This is a genomic window from Arthrobacter sp. SDTb3-6, from assembly GCF_013376095.1.
GTDB lineage: Bacteria > Actinomycetota > Actinomycetes > Actinomycetales > Micrococcaceae > Specibacter.
Map to the genome: position 1 here is coordinate 169,748 of NZ_JAAMFN010000003.1, position 15,431 is coordinate 185,178.

Annotated in this window: 10 protein-coding genes; 5 read left to right on the forward strand and 5 right to left on the reverse strand. The window is 69.3% G+C overall.

Annotated features, from left to right (window positions below; translation table 11 throughout):
• Positions 1–31: 31 nt before the first annotated feature.
• A complete protein-coding gene (gene nudC, locus G6035_RS02660; RefSeq protein WP_176615515.1) occupies positions 32–1,024 on the reverse strand; it encodes an NAD(+) diphosphatase in 993 nt (330 codons plus the stop codon).
• Positions 1,025–1,167: 143 nt separating this feature from the next.
• On the opposite strand from nudC, the gene G6035_RS02665 reads away from it, so the two are divergent.
• A complete protein-coding gene (locus G6035_RS02665; RefSeq protein ID WP_176615516.1) occupies positions 1,168–2,487 on the forward strand; it encodes a macrolide 2'-phosphotransferase in 1,320 nt (439 codons plus the stop codon).
• Between the two features lie 341 nt (positions 2,488–2,828).
• On the opposite strand, the gene G6035_RS02670 is transcribed toward G6035_RS02665, so the two are convergent.
• Genes G6035_RS02670 through G6035_RS02680 form a run of 3 tightly spaced genes read right to left on the reverse strand, consistent with a single transcriptional unit; the run spans position 2,829 to position 10,074 of the window.
• Positions 2,829–6,329 carry an ATP-dependent DNA helicase gene (locus G6035_RS02670; protein WP_176615517.1) on the reverse strand — a complete coding sequence of 1,167 codons (3,501 nt, stop codon included), beginning with the start codon at positions 6,327–6,329 and terminating at the stop codon, positions 2,829–2,831.
• On the reverse strand, positions 6,326–9,652 hold the full coding sequence (locus G6035_RS02675) for an ATP-dependent DNA helicase (protein ID WP_176615518.1): 3,327 nt from the start codon (positions 9,650–9,652) through the stop codon (positions 6,326–6,328). Before G6035_RS02675 ends, G6035_RS02670 begins: the two co-directional genes overlap by 4 nt.
• The gene (locus G6035_RS02680) at positions 9,649–10,074 is read right to left on the reverse strand and encodes an MGMT family protein (RefSeq protein WP_176615519.1); all 426 of its coding nucleotides are present in this window, start codon (positions 10,072–10,074) and stop codon (positions 9,649–9,651) included. The genes G6035_RS02675 and G6035_RS02680 overlap by 4 nt, the downstream gene beginning before the upstream one ends.
• A gap of 84 nt (positions 10,075–10,158) precedes the next feature.
• Between G6035_RS02680 and G6035_RS02685 the strand changes: the two genes are divergently transcribed.
• The 4 genes from G6035_RS02685 to G6035_RS02700 all read left to right on the forward strand — a co-directional run bounded on the left by G6035_RS02685 (position 10,159) and on the right by G6035_RS02700 (position 13,645).
• Positions 10,159–10,881, forward strand: a complete 723-nt coding sequence (locus G6035_RS02685) for a 3'-5' exonuclease (protein WP_176615520.1) — start codon at positions 10,159–10,161, stop codon at positions 10,879–10,881.
• A gap of 319 nt (positions 10,882–11,200) precedes the next feature.
• On the forward strand, positions 11,201–12,133 hold the full coding sequence (locus G6035_RS02690) for an ABC transporter substrate-binding protein (protein ID WP_176615539.1): 933 nt from the start codon (positions 11,201–11,203) through the stop codon (positions 12,131–12,133).
• An 11-nt stretch (positions 12,134–12,144) separates the two neighbouring features.
• Entirely contained in the window at positions 12,145–12,903 is a 759-nt protein-coding gene (locus G6035_RS02695) for an amino acid ABC transporter permease (protein WP_371130802.1), read from the forward strand.
• 4 nt (positions 12,904–12,907) lie between these two features.
• A complete protein-coding gene (locus G6035_RS02700; RefSeq protein ID WP_176615521.1) occupies positions 12,908–13,645 on the forward strand; it encodes an amino acid ABC transporter ATP-binding protein in 738 nt (245 codons plus the stop codon).
• 43 nt (positions 13,646–13,688) lie between these two features.
• Here G6035_RS02700 and G6035_RS02705 read toward each other — a convergent pair whose 3' ends face one another.
• The gene (locus G6035_RS02705; protein ID WP_176615522.1) at positions 13,689–15,314 is read right to left on the reverse strand and encodes a molybdopterin-dependent oxidoreductase; all 1,626 of its coding nucleotides are present in this window, start codon (positions 15,312–15,314) and stop codon (positions 13,689–13,691) included.
• Positions 15,315–15,431: the final 117 nt, after the last annotated feature.

Here is a 15,431-nt window from a genome sequence, read left to right on the forward strand (position 1 = left end):
ACGGGCAGGCCCGCCTGGCGTGGATCGTAGCTCAAGCCCGCCCGCCCGGTGTGGCATGTCCGGCGGCTTCTTCGTGGTCCAGTGCTTCCCCTGGCTCCAGGATGGCGCTGCCGTACCAGTGCTCGATCAGTGCCCGGGCAATGGAGAGCCGGCGGGAAATGACGGCTTCGCCGTTGAGCACCGCGGCCTGCAGTTCGCCGCGGCTGAACCAGCGCGCCTCCCTGACCTCCGTTCCGTCCGGCACGGCCACCGTGTCATGGGTGTAGGCGAGGAAGCCGAGCATGAGGGACCGGGGGAACGGCCAGGCCTGTGAACCGACGTAATGGGTGGCGTGCAGGTGGACGCCGACCTCCTCGGCGATCTCGCGGATGGCGCCCTGCTCGGCGTTTTCCCCGGCCTCAATGAAGCCGGCCACCGTGGAGTAGCGGTTCGCGTCCCACGCGAAATTGCTGGCCAGCAGGATCCTGTCGTCGCCGCCCACCACGGCCACGATGGCGGCGGGGTCGGTCCGCGGGAAGTGCTCGGAGCCGTCCACCGTGCAGCGGCGCATCCAGCCGGAATGCTCCGGCACCGTGCGCGCGCCACAGCGCGGGCAGAAGCGGTGGCTCACGTGCCAGTTCGCCACGGCCTGCGCCTCGATGAAGACGGCGGCATCCGTTGCGCCCAGCGTGTCCCCGACGTCCCGGTACCCGGAGAACGAGGCGTCCCGGGGCACCCAGGGCAGGTCCCCGGCGTCGTCCGCCAACACCTTCAGGACAAGGTCCGTACCGTCCGGCACCTGCGGGTGGGTGCCGGGAAGGGTGCGGCCGAGGTAGACGGTGACCGCGTCCGACGGCAGGTGGGGGCCGGCCGCCGCGGGGTCCAGGTAGGCGAGGCCGGTGCCGTCCAGGAGCGCACGGCCGCCGCGGAAGAGCACGATCCGGTGCCCGGGGCTGCCCTGCACCTTGTCCAGGTACCCGGTTTCGCTGCGCTGTTCACAGTTTCTCTCGAGCACGGCGGCGGGGGTCGGCAAGGCTTGAATCATGGTTCTACCGTACGCAGTCCGGCACGGTTTTTACATTCCGCACCGCAGATCTGTGGACAGCGTGTGGCACGACATCTTACGACTCGCCGCCGCAACCACACTGAGTTGCCAGCTTGGCGCTCTACGGTGGAGGGGTGAGACGAATGACTGCAATCGAATTGGCCGCCATTGCCAGCGCCGCCGTGCCCGGACTGAACGTGACGGCGTTTGGGCCCGAACCCGACGATGCAGCCGATTTCAGCTCCGCGTTGCTGGTGGACGCCGAAAACCGGCGATGGCGGGTGCGCTCCCCCCGGCATGCCGAGGCAAGTGCCCGGCTGGAGACCGAACGCCAGGTTTTACGCGCATTCTCACCAGCCATCCGTGCCGAGCTGCCGTTCCTGCTGCCCACCGTGGCCGGGACCGTCCGGCAGGGCGAGCTGATCACCTTTGTGTATTCGCACATCATCGGCAAGCCGGAATCCGTGGAGGCTTTGGCCTCGGGCGGCGCGGCCCTGGCCCTGGAAATCGGCGCCGCCATTGCCGCGATCCACGACCTGCCGCAGGAACTGGTGACCCGGGCCGACCTCCCCAGCTACTCGGCCAATGAATTCCGCCAGCGCAAGCTCAACGAGCTGGACCAGGCCGCCACCACCGGGAAGATCCCACCGTCGCTGTTGCGCCGGTGGGAACATGCCATGGAGGATGTGGCGCTGTGGCGCTTCAACGCCTCCGTGGTCCACGGCGACCTGCACGAGGACAACATCCTGCTCGATGGCCCGCGGGTGACGGCGGTCATGGGCTGGACCGACCTGCGGGTTGGCGACCCGGCAGACGACTTCGCCTGGCTCGTGGCCATCAACGACCCCAAGTTCGTGGACGCCGTCCTGCAGGCCTACACGGCCGCGCGCCACGAGACCCCGGACCCGCACCTGCTGCGCCGGGCGGCCCTGAGTGCGGAATTTGCGCTGGCCCAGTGGCTGGTCAAGGGCGTTGCCGCGGATTCGGCCCGCATGGTGGCCGATGCCCAGGAAATGCTGGCGACGCTCAAGGCCGACATCGACGAACATGGCGGCCAGCCCATCAGTACCGAGCCGGCTCCGGGGGCCGTGGCCCCGACGGCGGCCCCGATGGCCGGGGCCGATGCGGCCGAAGCCGGCGAGGCCCCTGCGTCCGACGCCCCGGCCGGGCCCGACGAGGCCGCCACGGGAAGCATCCCGGTCATCGCCACTCCGGCGGCCACGGACGACGCCGGTGACGCCACAGGCACCATCCCGGTCGTCACGAAACCGGCGGCCACGGACGACGCCGGTGATTCGCCAGATGGTGAGCCGGAGACCGCCGTCGAACCGGCGCCCGACGGCGAACCGAAGGCCGGCGCAGCGGCCAATCCTGGGGACGACGATCCTGCTGCCGGTTCCCCCGAGGACGTCGACACAACGGCACTTAAGGTCATTCCGCTCAGGACTCCCCCGGCGGGCTGATCCCGGGGTTCCCCCGGGAGCCTGCGTAGGGTGTGCGCATGGGGATGACACACCGCATGGTGGCGGTCGCGGAGCCCTTACCCTCCGCGCCGGATGCGGCCATCGTCTTCGAAGTCCAGAAATCCATGGTGGAACACTGGGCAAACCCTGGCACAGTGCTGAAACAGTACAGCGGAAAAGGTCCGGCCGTACTCCATGTTCCGCCCCTTGCAGCAGGTCAGAAGCGACTCGGGTTCACTGTTTTCTGCAGCGGTTCCGGCCAATGGACGGTGATTTGGCCTGCCGAAATCAAGGTCTCGACAGGCTCGACCGGCGGGGTCCCGACCGGAGGGGCCGGCCCCTCACTGCGCGTAGGCGTTGGTGACGATCGCCTCCAGCTCCTCCTCCCCGGCCAGGTCGACGGGCCGGACCAGCTTGTCCTGCCCCACGTAGTAAAACGCGGCCCGCACCTGCTCCAGCGGGACGCCCTTCAGCCGGGACCACGCGAGCCGGTACACCGCCAGCTGTACACCGCGCACCGCCAGCTGCGCCTTGGAGGGGACTTTTCCGGTCTTCCAGTCGATCAGGTCCCAGCTGCCGTCGTCGTCCCGGAAAATGGCGTCGATGCGTCCGCGGACCACGACGTCGGCCACCCGTGTTTCGATGGGCACCTCCAGTTCCGCCGGGATCCGGCCGGCCCAGGTGGAATTCCTGAAGGTCTCCTGCATGTCCGCCAGCCCGTAGGCCTCGTCAACATGGGCGTCCGCGCCCGGGGCCTCGTCGAGGTCCAGCTGGCCGGTGCTGCCGAAAAACTCCTCGATCCAGGCGTGGAACGCGGTGCCCCTCCGGGCGGCCATGCCGGGCTTGGCCGGCACGGGCCGGCGCATGGCACGCGTGACCTTCCCGGCGTCTTCGCCCAGCGCCACGAGGCGGGAGGCGGAGATGTGCGGCGGCAGTTCGACCCGCAGCTGGTCCGACTCCACCTTTTCCTGCGCGAGCAAAATGGCGGTCTCCCGGCCCCAACGCGGATTGGCGGCAAAAAACGCCGGCGCGCCAGGCAGCGCATCGGAGTCGGCATCCCGAACCTCTGCGGCGGCGGCAAGGACGGCCCGGGCGGATGCCTCGACGTTCTCCCGCCGCCCCGCCCGGGCCGCGACGCCGGTGCGGCCGATGATGACGGGGCCGTTCAGCGGATCGTAGGGCCAGCCCGCCGTCTCCTCCCCCGCGGTGACAGGGTTCCCGGCGCCCTCTTTGGGGTCGTCGGCCCACGGTCCCAGACTCGCGGACTGGACGGCGCCGGAGGCAAGCGGCAGCAGTTCCGCCAAAAACAGCGACGGTTCCAGGGGCGCCTTGGCACTGCCCCACACCGTGGCGCTGCACATCAGGTAGTCCCGGGCCCGGGTGAACGCCACATAGGCCAGCCGGCGTTCCTCCTCCTCAGCGTGCAGCTTCACGTCGTCGGCGAACAGCTTCTCATTGTCCAGCAGGCCCTTCATGTCCGGCACGTTCGTGTCCCACGCCGGCAGGTCCTCCCGGTCCCCGCGCAGCGGCCACGGCAGCGACTTGGCACCCGTGGTCCACCGGTCGGCCTTGGCGCTGGGGAACGACCCGGAGTTCATGCCGGGCACAAACACCACGTCCCATTCCAGCCCCTTGGAGGCGTGCACGGTGAGCAGCTGCACGGCGTCCGGATTGGCCTCCACGGCAGCCATTTCCAGGCCGCCTTCCTCCGAGTCCGCCGTTTCCAGCCACCCCAAAAACGCTGTCAGGTCCGCGCGTTCGGCAGCCTGCATGAAGGATGCGGCCGCGTCGGCAAACGCATCGAGGTTGCGCCGGGCGTGGTGGATGCTGGAGCCGGGCCTGGCCGCCAGCTCGATGTCCAGCAGCATGGTCCGCTCCACCACCCCCAACAGCGTGCTGAGGTCGTCGCCCACAAAGGTCCGCAGCACGCGCAGCTCGTCGCGCAGGGCCAGCAGCCGCGCCCGGGCGGCGTCCGAAAGCGGCCGGACGGATTCGGGCCAAAAGTCCGCGCTGAGGTAGTCAAGGGCCTCCACCAGTGAGGCGGAATCGACTGCGTCGGACGCCACCACCGCCTCCTCCGGCGCCGCAGCCGCGTCCCCGGCCCCTGCACGGGGCTCACCCGGCCCGCCATCCCCGGGCACCCCGTCCGCAGCCTGCCCGCCCTCGATCACCGCCGCGTCAAAGTCGAGGCGGTTTTTCGCCGCCCAGTCACGGCGCCGGGCCAGGTACCGCGACCAGTCGGCGAACGCCATGAGGTCCGCCGGGCCGATCCGCCACCGGGCGCCGGCCAGCAGCCGCATCAGGGCATCCGAGCGCCCCGGATCGGCAATGACGCGCAGGGTGGCCACGAGGTCCACGATTTCCGGCGTGGACAGCAGCCCGCCCAGGCCCACGATCTCGTACGGGATGCCGTGGGCTTCAAAAACAGACTGGAAGGTGGCGAACTGGGCCCGCCGGCGGCACAGCACGGACACCGTCATGGACCCCTGGGCGCCGCGCCGGCTGCTGAAGTCGCCCTTGCGGTCCAGGATTTCCGCCGCCACGGCTTCCGCCTCCGCCAGTGACGTGTCAAAGCGTGCCAGCACCACTTCCCCATCAGGGGCGTTGGGTTTTTCCCGCAGCGGCGACACCACCACGCGCGGCCCGGCGGCGGCGCGCTCCGCGGCGGTCAGGCCTGCGGCCAGCCGGGCGTTGGCCTTGCGGTCCTGCGCCGCCGTGAGTTCGGCGGACATGACGTTGGCGGCCGCCAGGATGTGTGCGGAGTTGCGCCACGCAATGGTGAGTTCGGCTGTCGGAGCCCCGGCGCCGTCGTGCTTGCGGAAAATTTCCGGAAAGCGGAACAGCTGCCCGGCGGAGGCGCCGCGGAAGCCGTAGATCGACTGGTGGGGGTCGCCCACGGCCGTGACGGGGTGCCCGCCGCCGAAGAGCTGGGCGAAGAGCTGGAGCTGGGCGTGGGAGGTGTCCTGGAATTCGTCCAGCAGCACCACCTTGTAGCGTTGGCGTTCCATCTCGCCGGCGTGCGGGACATCCTGCGCGATGCGGGCTGCGAGGGCCACCATGTCGCCGTAGTCCAGGGCGTTGCGGCGGCGCTTGGCCTCGGTGTAGCGCTGGACCAGGTCCACCACGGTGCCGCGCGTGCGCAGGACGTCCAACAGCCGTTCAGCTGCCTGGGTCCGCGGCTTGGCGGTCCCGTCGACGTAGGGCAGGGCCTCAAAGCCGGCCACCCAGGCGTCGAGTTCGGCACGCACGTCCGCTGGCTCCCGGAGGTGCTCGGCGCATTCGCCGGCCAGCTCCGTCACGGACCGGATGAGCGTGGACTTGGCGGCCGTGAAGTGCCGGTGGCCGCCGTCGTGGGCCTCGACGACGTCGCTGGCCAGCTGCCAGGCCTCGGCGGCGCCGAGGATGATGGCGTCACGCTCCACGCCCAGGCGCAGCCCGTAGTCGGTGACAATGCCCCCGGCGTAGGAATGGTAGGTGGAGACCTTAGGTTCCAGCGCATCCCGGGCCGTGGCGGCCGGCGCCAGTTCCACGACGCCGGAACGGGCCAGGACGCCCAGCTTGGCGAGCTGGCCCCGGATGCGCGCGGCCAGCTCGCCGGCCGCCTTGCGCGTGAACGTGACGCCGAGGATTTCCTCCGGCCGCACCAGCCCGTTGGCCACCAGCCACACCACACGGTCCGCCATGGTGGTGGTTTTCCCGGAGCCGGCACCGGCAATGACCAGCAGCGGTTCCAGCGGCGAGGCGATGATGGCGGCCTGTTCCTCCGTGGGCGGGGACTGGCCCAGGAGCCCGGCCAGCTCATAGGGCGTCAGGAGTGTTTCCAGGACCGTGTCAACGCTCATTCGGTGACCTGCTTTCCTTCGCGGCACAGCGGGCAGAGGGTGGGCAGAGGGCAGCCGCTGCGTTCGGTCCAGTCGGCGCCGTGCCGGGCCGGGAACGCCGCCTGCGCCATGAGGTGGGCGGCGTGCAGGACCTCGGGGGTGGCCCAGTCGTCCGGCCCCGGGGCAAGGGCAGGCTGGTCCTGGGTCTTGGCAGCCTTGGTGCCGTCGCCCAGCGGCAGCAGCGCGGCGCCGCCGGGCCGTGGCTCCGGGAGGCCCGCCGCGGCGGCCTCCGCGCGGAACGCACCGGCCAGCACGGCCGCCTGGTACGCACCCAGCTGCAGGTGGGTGGCCAGTTCGGCCTTCGTGGGCTTGTTGCGTCCGGTTTTCAGGTCCACCACCACCAGCCGGCCGGCGGCGTCCGCTTCCAGCCGGTCCACCTGGCCGCGGAGGCGCACTGTGCGCCCTTCCGTGGGGATTTCCACGTCAAAATCCAGTTCGACGCCGAGCAGGGTGCGGCCCTGCTGGCGGGCGTCGACCACGTACTGTGCCAGCTTGCCCAGCATCTCCTGGGCGCGTTCATAGTCCTTCTCCGCCTCCCAGCTTTCGCCCATGCCCAGCGAGGGCCAGCGCAGTTCCAGTTCCTCGAGGTATTCGTGCCCGGCGCCTTGGGGGAGGTGTTCGGCGATGGAGTGGATGAGCGTGCCCAGGCTGCGGGCAAAGTCCGTGGCCGCCTCTCCCCCGGCGGCCTTGACAAACCAGTTCAGCGGCGATTTCAGCACGGCCTCCACCTTCGACGGCGAGACGGTGACGGCGTCGCCGTCGGCCACGATGGGCGCCTCCGTGCTCAGCGGCAGCAGCCCCCACCACTGCGACGGGCCGGCTCCGGGGACGGATTCGGCGGCCAGTGCGGCCAGCATCCGGGCCGCTTCGGGGTCCGCGTGCATTTCCGATTCCTGGCGCAGTTCCGCCACGAGCGAGCGCAGCGTCATGGGCCGGGGCACCTGCTCCACGGGGCGGACTGGGTATTGGGACTCGCCGCCGGAATCGGTCACCGGCACGTAGGGCGCCGCGAGATCCAGGAACTGCGAGGGCTGGAGGTCGTGGCCGGAGGCCCCGGTGAGGACGAGCAGCCGCGACGCCCGGGAGATGGCGGCGGCGAAGCTGCGCAGTTCGTCGTAGCGGACATCGCGCAGCCGCGTGGCAGGGTCCACCTGCCGTGCCGCCACGGGGCCGAGTTCGAGCACATCCACCAGGAACTGGCTGCCCAGCACCTCCCCGCGCAGGCGCGTGTTGGGCCAGACCCCTTCCTGCAGTCCGGCCACAATCACCACCGGCCACTCCCGGCCGGCCGCGCTGGCCGGGGTCAGGATTTCCACGGCGTCGGCACGCTGGGCCCTGGCCGCGAGGGTGTCCATGGGAAGTTCCTGGCTGAGCAGGTAGTCCAGGAACTGGCGCGGGGTGGAGCCGGGCAGCTGGTCCACGTACCGCTCGGCGGTCTGGAACAACGCCATGACAGCGTCCAGGTCGCGGTCCGCACGGATGCCGGTGGGCCCTCCGCGCAACGCCTGCGCCTCCCACGTGCCCGAGCAGTCCGAGGCCTCCCACAACGCCCACAGCACCGTTTCGGCGTTGGCGCCGGGCTCCGCCACGGCCACCCTGCCGGCGGCCAGCATGGCCGCGATCCGGCCCGCGTTTTGTGCCTCCCAGCCCTGCGGGGCCAGCTTTTCCGGGACCATGAGTGCCTCGACCAGCAGTTCATCGCTGGCGCGTCCGCCGCCGGCCCCCAACTCCTGCTGCCGCAGGGCCTGCCGGAGCCGGCGCAGGTGCAGCGCGGTGGACCGGCCCAGGCGGGAGGTCAGCAGCGACACCGCCAGCTCCGCATCCAGCACCCCGGGGTCCAGCGCCGCGCCATATGCCTCCAGCAGCGGACGCACCGCCGGCTCGTCGCGGACCGGGTTCTCCGCCACGGGCACCTTGACGGGAATCCCCTGCCCGCCCAGGTAGCGCTGCAGCCCGGCCAGCGCCGAGCCCGTGCGCACGATGACGGCGATCTCGCCCAGGCGGAACCCGGCCAGGTGCTGCAGGTGCAGGATGCGTTCGGCCACCAGCCGGAGTTCGTGGACCTCGGAGGCCACCACGTGCGCCGTGACGCTCGACGCCGGACCGCCGGCCCGGGTGCCTGCCGTGCCGGCTGCGGTTGCCGGCCCGTCTGCGGTTCCGGAACTGTCCGCGGTTCCGGAACCGACGGGCCAGGCCAGCACGCGGGCCCGCTGGCCGCCGCGGGCCTGGGAGATCCGCTCCGCCACGGACCGCCAGGCCCCCGCCACTTCCGGCGTCATGCGGTGCGAGGTGGACAGCGTGAATTCGGTGACGGGCGCCTGCCGGCCGGACAAGGATTCCCGCAGCGTCCCGACGAGGTCCGGGCGGGCGCCGCGAAAGCCCTGCACCACGGTGTCCGGGGACGCGGTGACCAGGATGTCCTTGCCGCAGCCCACCAGGGCGATGAGCTCGTGCACCGAACGGTTGGCCTCCTGGATGTCGTCCACCAGGACCAGCTGCAGGCGGGCGCGCTCCCGGGCCAGGAATTCGGCGTCGTTCTTTAGCAACGTGGCAGCGGCCGTGATGATCCCGGCCGGGTCAAAGGAGCCTGATTTGCCCCAATCCACCACGTCCCGGTATTCGGCATAGAGGGAGGCGGCGGCCACCCAGTCCGGCCTGCCGTTGTCCCGGCCCAGCCGTGCCAGCTCCTCCGGGGTGACGTCGTATTCAATGACACGGTCGAACAGCTGGCGGATTTCCTGGCGGAAGCCGCGTGTGTCCAGGGCCTCGGCCAGCTCGGCGGGCCAGTGTGGCGCCGTGCCGAGCCCCAGCCGGTGCCCGGTCAGCAGGTCCTTGATGATGAGGTCCTGCTCTGGGCCGCTCATCAGCCGCGGCGGTCCCTCGATGTGCGGCATGCGGCCCTCCACCTTCGCCCGGCGCAGCAGGTCAAAGGCGTACGAGGACCAGGTCCGTGCCGGGGAGGTGCTCAGGCTCCTGGTGAGGCGGGCGCTAAAGGCGTTGCGCAGCCGCGCGGCAGCCAGCCGCGACGGGGCCAGCAGGAGGGCGCCGGCGGGGTCGACGCCGTCGTGTTCCATCCGCTTGACGGCGGCCTCCACCAGCACGGTGGACTTGCCCGTGCCCGGCGCGCCCCAGATGAGAACCGGTCCGGATCCCCGGCCCAGCCCCACCACCGGCTCCTGGTCGGGACTCAGGACCGGTGCCGCCTGCAACGACGCCGTGGGCGCCACGAGGGTCAGGCGGGGCAGCTGGGGCCGGGGAGCACGGGACGGGACGGGTGAACTCATGCCCCCAGTCCATCACGGGGCTCCGACATTGCCCCTGCAGGGTCCGACGGCGGCCCTTCCGCGGCGTGCAGCCGCGCGGCCACGGCGTCGATCCTGTCAAGATCGTCGTTCCCCGGGTTCCAGCGGGCTGCCGCCATGTCCACCCGCCACGAGGGATGTTGGCCACGGGTCTCGCCGTGCAGCCGGGTTGATTCCTCGCGGTAGTGGACCAGTGCGGTGGCCTCATGGCACAGCGGCGGCTGCCCGGCGGCCCGGACCACCCGCCACCAGGGCACGGCCGAGCCGTGGGTCGACATGACGGCCCCCACCTGCCGGGGGCCGCCGCGTTCCAGCAGGGCGGCAATGTCGCCATAGGAGAGAACGTGCCCGGCGGGGATCAGTTCCACCACGTCCAGGACCGCTTCAACATACTCAGCTCGCATGGCTCAAGCGTAGTTCTCCACAGCCCCGCCCGGCGCGGCGCCTGCGTGGGCCTGGATGTCGGGGGCAGGCGGTAGCGTTGGGGCATGACTAGCTGGAACATGCACCCACGGGCCGCGTTTGACTTGGAGACAACCGGCAAGGACCCCCGCGAGGCCCGGATCGTGACCGCTTCCATCGTGGTGGTGGACGAATCCGGTGCCGTGGCGGACACCCACGAGTGGCTGGCGGACCCGGGGGTGGAGATCCCCGAGGAGGCCGCGGCCATCCACGGCGTCAGCACGGAGCAGGCCCGTGCCAACGGCAGGCCCGTGGATGAGGTCACGGCAGAGATCGGCGCCGTCCTGGCCACATTGTTCCAAAACAACATTCCCGTCATCGCCTTCAACGCCAGCTATGACTTCACGGTGCTGGCCAACGAGGCACGCCGCTACGGCCTGGCGGCCATCACGCCGGCACCGGTGATCGATCCCTTCATCTGCAACAAGCACGTGGACAGGTTCCGCAAGGGCAGCCGCACGCTGGTGGCCCTGTGTGAGGAGTACGGCATCACGCTCGACGACGCCCACACTTCCGCAGCCGATGCCGAGGCCACGCTCCGGCTGGCCGACGCACTGGCCGCCAAATACAGTGCCCTGCGGCTGGAACTGCCCGAGCTGCACGCCGCGCAGGTGGTCTGGGCCCGCGATCAGGCCGCCGACTTCCAGAAATACCTGCGCCGGGTCAAGGACCCGGCCGCTGTCATTGAGGGCGGCTGGCCCGTGCTGCCCGGGAACATGTCGGGCGGCGTTGCCGGCGGTGCCGCCTGAGCACCATGGCCTAAATCACACTGGAAGTGGGCGGCCGCCGCCGCCTTGCCTGCACGGCAATCCTGCGGCACGGGAACGGACAGCACCGGGCGGTGCCGCCCATCACGGCCGATGGTCCGCCACTTCTTCCGCCGCCGGCGCATTTATGACGCATTTGTTCGCACACGCCATAAATGCGCCCCGGATGACATAATTTAGTTTCGCGGGTTGAGCTCTGCTATGCCACTTGTGCGAGTCCCTGCAGGAGCTCCCCGCGACCCGTGAAACCCAGCCGCCGTCTTTCGTCGATGCTGGCAACTGCAATGAAAGTGAACGCTTGATGAAGAAATCAGCCCTGAAGTGGCTCACCACCGTGCCCGTGGCGGTAGCACTGGCCTTCTCGCTGGCCGCGTGCGGCGGCGGCACCGGTGCCACCAGCTCCGGCAAGCCCACGAACGCCCTGGCCGGCAGCGACCAGCAGTCCCTGGACAAGTACACCACCAAGGACGTCACCCCCCTGGACAAGATTGACACGTCCAAGCTGGGCCTGATCACCCCCGGCACCATCACCGTTGGCACGCTCTCCGACGCCCCGCCGAACATCTTCATTGACAAGAGCGGCAAGTTCACCGGCTACGACAACGAGCTGCTGCGCGCCATGGCGGCCAAGCTCAAGCTGAAGGTCGAGTTCAAGTCCACCGACTTCTCCGCCCTTCTCTCCCAGGTTGCCAACAAGCAGTTCGACGTCGGATCCTCCTCGATCTCCACCACCGACCTGCGCCGCAAGACCGTGGGATTCACGAACGGCTACGACTTTGGCTACATGGCCGTCGTCGCCAAGAAGGACTCGGCCATCAAGGGCTTCAAGGACCTCAGCTCCAAGACACGCATCGCCGTGGTCCAGGGCACCGTCCAGGACGACTACGTCACCAACACGCTCAAGCTGGACCCGGTCCGCTTCTCGGACTACAACACCGCCTACGCCAACCTGAAGAACGGCCAGGTTGACGCCTGGGTGGCCCCCTCACAGCAGGCCACCGGCCAGGTCAAGGCCGGCGACGGCATCGCCATCGTGGAGTCCGTGGTCAACACCCAGAACTTCACCGCCTACGCCGTCAGCCCGAGCAACAAGCCGCTTATCAATGCCTTGAATTCGGCCTTGGATGCCGTGATCGACGACGGCACATGGGCCAAGCTGACCAAGCAGTGGTACCCGGACCGCACGACGCCCAAGAACTGGACGCCCGGTTCAAAGGCCGCCAAGCTCTCCTAAGGAGTCCATGAGTGGACGCATTCCAGCAGTTCCTTAAAACATTCTTCGACTGGCAGGCCATGGGGGACGTTGTCCCGCAGATGCTCACGGTCGGCCTGCCCAACACGCTGATCCTCGCGGCGGCCTCCGCCGTGCTCGGTTCCATCCTGGGGCTGGTGCTGGCGGTCATGGGAATATCCCGCAACGCTGCACCACGGTGGATCGCGCGAATCTATACGGATATTTTCCGCGGCCTGCCGGCCATCCTGGTCATCGTGGTCATCGGCATTGGTCTTGGACCGATCATCCGCCAGACAACGGGCATCACCAGCCCGTTCCCCCTGGCGATCTTTGCCCTGACCCTGATGGCGGCGGCCTACATCGGCGAGATTTTCCGTTCGGGCATCCAGAGTGTTGACAAGGGACAGCTGGAAGCTTCCCGGGCCTTGGGGTTCAGCTACACCTCGTCCATGGTCCTGGTGGTCATTCCGCAGGGCATCCGGCGCGTGTTGCCGGCCCTGGTGAACCAGTTGATCGCCCTGATCAAGGACTCGTCCCTGATCTACCTGCTCGGCGTGACCACAGGCCAGCGGGAGATCTACCGTGTGGCCAATGACTATGCCGCCAATTCCGGCAACATGTCACCCTTGATCGCCGCCGGCCTGCTGTACCTGTGCCTGACCATCCCGCTGACGCACCTGGTGAACTTCATGGACAAGCGGATGCGTGAGGGCAAGGCCGCCAAGGTCGAACCCGACGAAGCCGCAGCACTAGTTGGAAAGGGGGCCTGAGCCCATGAGTGAATTCCAGTCAGGGTCCCTGACCGCCAGGAACATCCACCTGGCCTTTGGCTCCAACAAGGTGCTGCGCGGGATTGACCTGCATGTCCCCCAGGGCACCACGTCCTCCGTGATTGGCCCCTCGGGGTCCGGCAAGTCCACCTTGCTGCGCGTCATGAACCGCCTGATCGAACCGGACCAGGGGGACATCCTGCTCGACGGCCGCTCAGTCCTGGCGGACAGCCCGGATGAACTCCGGCGTCGCATTGGCATGGTGTTCCAGCAGTTCAACCTGTTCCCGCACAAGACCGTGGCGGACAACGTTTCACTGGCATTGAACAAGCTGCGCCGGATGCCCAAGGACCAGGCGAGGGCCAAGGCGTTGGAGCAGCTGGACATGGTGGGCCTGAAACACAAGGCCGACGCCCGCCCGGGAAACCTGTCCGGCGGCCAGCAGCAGCGCGTGGCCATTGCCCGTGCATTGGCCATGGAGCCTGAGGTGATGTTCTTTGACGAGGCCACCTCCGCGCTGGACCCGGAACTGGTCAAGGGCGTCCTGGCGCTCATGACGGACCTGTCCAAGGCCGGCATGACCATGGTGGTGGTGACGCACGAGATGGGCTTCAGCCGCAACGTCTCCGACACCGTTACGTTCATGGACGGCGGCGTGGTGGTGGAGACCGGCTCCCCCGACGAGCTGTTCAGCGCACCCAAGACAGAGCGCCTGAAAGGCTTCCTCTCCGACGTCCTGTAGGCCCGCGGTGTGGGCAGCCCCAGGGCCCGCCCACACCGTGCCGCTACACGACCGTAAAGGTGATGGAGTGCCAGCCGGTGGAGCCGTCGGGTTCCGGCGGCGCCTGTTTTTCGGTCTGCAGCGTGCCGTCCATGTCGTAGGCGCGCACCCGCACATTGTGGAGGCCCTCCGTCGCACCGTGCCATTGGTAGGACCACTGGCGCCAGGTGTCCACCGAGGCCCCGGCCGCCAGGGTTGCCGCCCGCCACGCCCCGTTGTCCAGCTGGATCTCGACCTTGGAGATGCCGCGCCGCTGTGCCCAGGCGCTGCCGCCGATGCCCACCGTGCCGGCGGGCACGCGAGCCAAGGCGCGTGGCACCTCGACGCGGGATGCCGTCTTGATGGTTCCGTGCGAGGACCAGCCCCGCGAGGTCCAGTAGCCGGCCTTCCTGGCGAAGGTGGTCACTTCCAAATCCACCACCCACTTGGTCGCTGAGACAAAGCCGTACAGGCCGGGAACCACCATGCGCACTGGAAAGCCGTGTTCCAACGGCAGCGGTTCGCCGTTCATGCCGATGGCCAGCATGGCGTCCCGGTGGTCCTGGAGCACCGGCAGCGGCGTGGAGGCACTGAATCCGTCAGCGCTGGTGGAGAGCACCATGTCCGCCCCCGCCGTAGGCCTGGCACGGGCCATGACCTCACGCAGCGGGTAGCCGAGCCATTTGGCGTTGCCGGCCAGGTTGCCGCCCACCACATTGGACACACAGGTCAACGTCACGTAGCTTTCCACCAGCTCGGCGGCAAGGAGTTCGTCGAAGCCCATGGTGAATTCGTTTTCCACCATGCCGTGCACGCGCAGCCGCCAGGGGCCCGGATCCAGGCGGGGAACCACCAGCGCGGTGTCAATCCGGTAGAAGTCCGCATTCGGGGTGATGAATGGCGTCACGCCCGCAACGGGTGCCTGGACATCCGCGGGCAGGGCCGGCGCCGCCGTTTTTGGGCCGGGAAGCCGCAGTGCCTGGCGCACCTTGAGTGCGGTGTTGCGCGCCCCGGAGAGCGCGGCCCCGCCCAGTCCGAGGACGACGGCGGCACCCGCCACTGCGGCCGACCTCAGCAAAAAGGTCCTGCGGCTGGGCGCGGCGGGAAGGGCAGGGTCGGGGGCGGCCAGTGGTGGTGCGGCGTGTGCAGGCCCGCCGCCGGCCGGGGCTTGCTTCCGGAAGGGATGGGCTGTGGCCAGGTAGCGCAGGGCCCACAGTCCCGCAACCGTGCCGGCCAGCAACGGAACCAGATCGGGCACGGTGGCGCCGGCGCGGGTGATGATGCTCCCGGCCATGACGGTGGCGAACACGGCGACGAGGGCGCCTCCGGCCGCGAAGCGAATCCGTGAGAGCACCCCGGCTGCGGCCGAGAGGATGATGACGGCAACGGCCATGGAGAGCAGCAGCACCGTTTTGTCCTGGGTGCCGAAGGTGGCGACGGCAAAGTTCTTCATCCAGGCGGGCGTGAAGTCGATGAACGCGGCCCCCACGGATGTCAGGGGGGACGCCTGCGGACCAAAGAACGCCGCGAACAGTTCCGCCACGGAAAACAAGGCCCCGGCGCTCATGACGCCTCCCACCCCTCCGGCCAGCCTGCCCCGACTCCCGTCGGGCCTGGGGCCACGTGCGTTGCTGTTGTTGCGGTTTCCCATGGCGGGCTCCTCAAGACGTGGACATTGCCGTCAGCGGCTGGCGGCACCTGCCTGTACTTCGGAGCAGTCAGCCCGGCGGATTGGAACCGGCCGGGTCGATGGTTGGGGTTTGTTGTG

What these genes read in the sequence shown, in the direction of transcription:
- G6035_RS02675 (WP_176615518.1), bottom strand. Translation starts at nt 9,652, where the DNA reads ATGAGTTCACCCGTCCCGTCCCGTGCTCCCCGGCCCCAGCTGCCCCGC.
- G6035_RS02705 (WP_176615522.1), bottom strand. Translation starts at nt 15,314, where the DNA reads ATGGGAAACCGCAACAACAGCAACGCACGTGGCCCCAGGCCCGACGGG.
- nudC (WP_176615515.1), bottom strand. Translation starts at nt 1,024, where the DNA reads ATGATTCAAGCCTTGCCGACCCCCGCCGCCGTGCTCGAGAGAAACTGT.
- G6035_RS02680 (WP_176615519.1), bottom strand. Translation starts at nt 10,074, where the DNA reads ATGCGAGCTGAGTATGTTGAAGCGGTCCTGGACGTGGTGGAACTGATC.
- G6035_RS02670 (WP_176615517.1), bottom strand. Translation starts at nt 6,329, where the DNA reads ATGAGCGTTGACACGGTCCTGGAAACACTCCTGACGCCCTATGAGCTG.
- G6035_RS02685 (WP_176615520.1), top strand. Translation starts at nt 10,159, where the DNA reads ATGACTAGCTGGAACATGCACCCACGGGCCGCGTTTGACTTGGAGACA.
- G6035_RS02700 (WP_176615521.1), top strand. Translation starts at nt 12,908, where the DNA reads ATGAGTGAATTCCAGTCAGGGTCCCTGACCGCCAGGAACATCCACCTG.
- G6035_RS02690 (WP_176615539.1), top strand. Translation starts at nt 11,201, where the DNA reads ATGAAGAAATCAGCCCTGAAGTGGCTCACCACCGTGCCCGTGGCGGTA.
- G6035_RS02665 (WP_176615516.1), top strand. Translation starts at nt 1,168, where the DNA reads ATGACTGCAATCGAATTGGCCGCCATTGCCAGCGCCGCCGTGCCCGGA.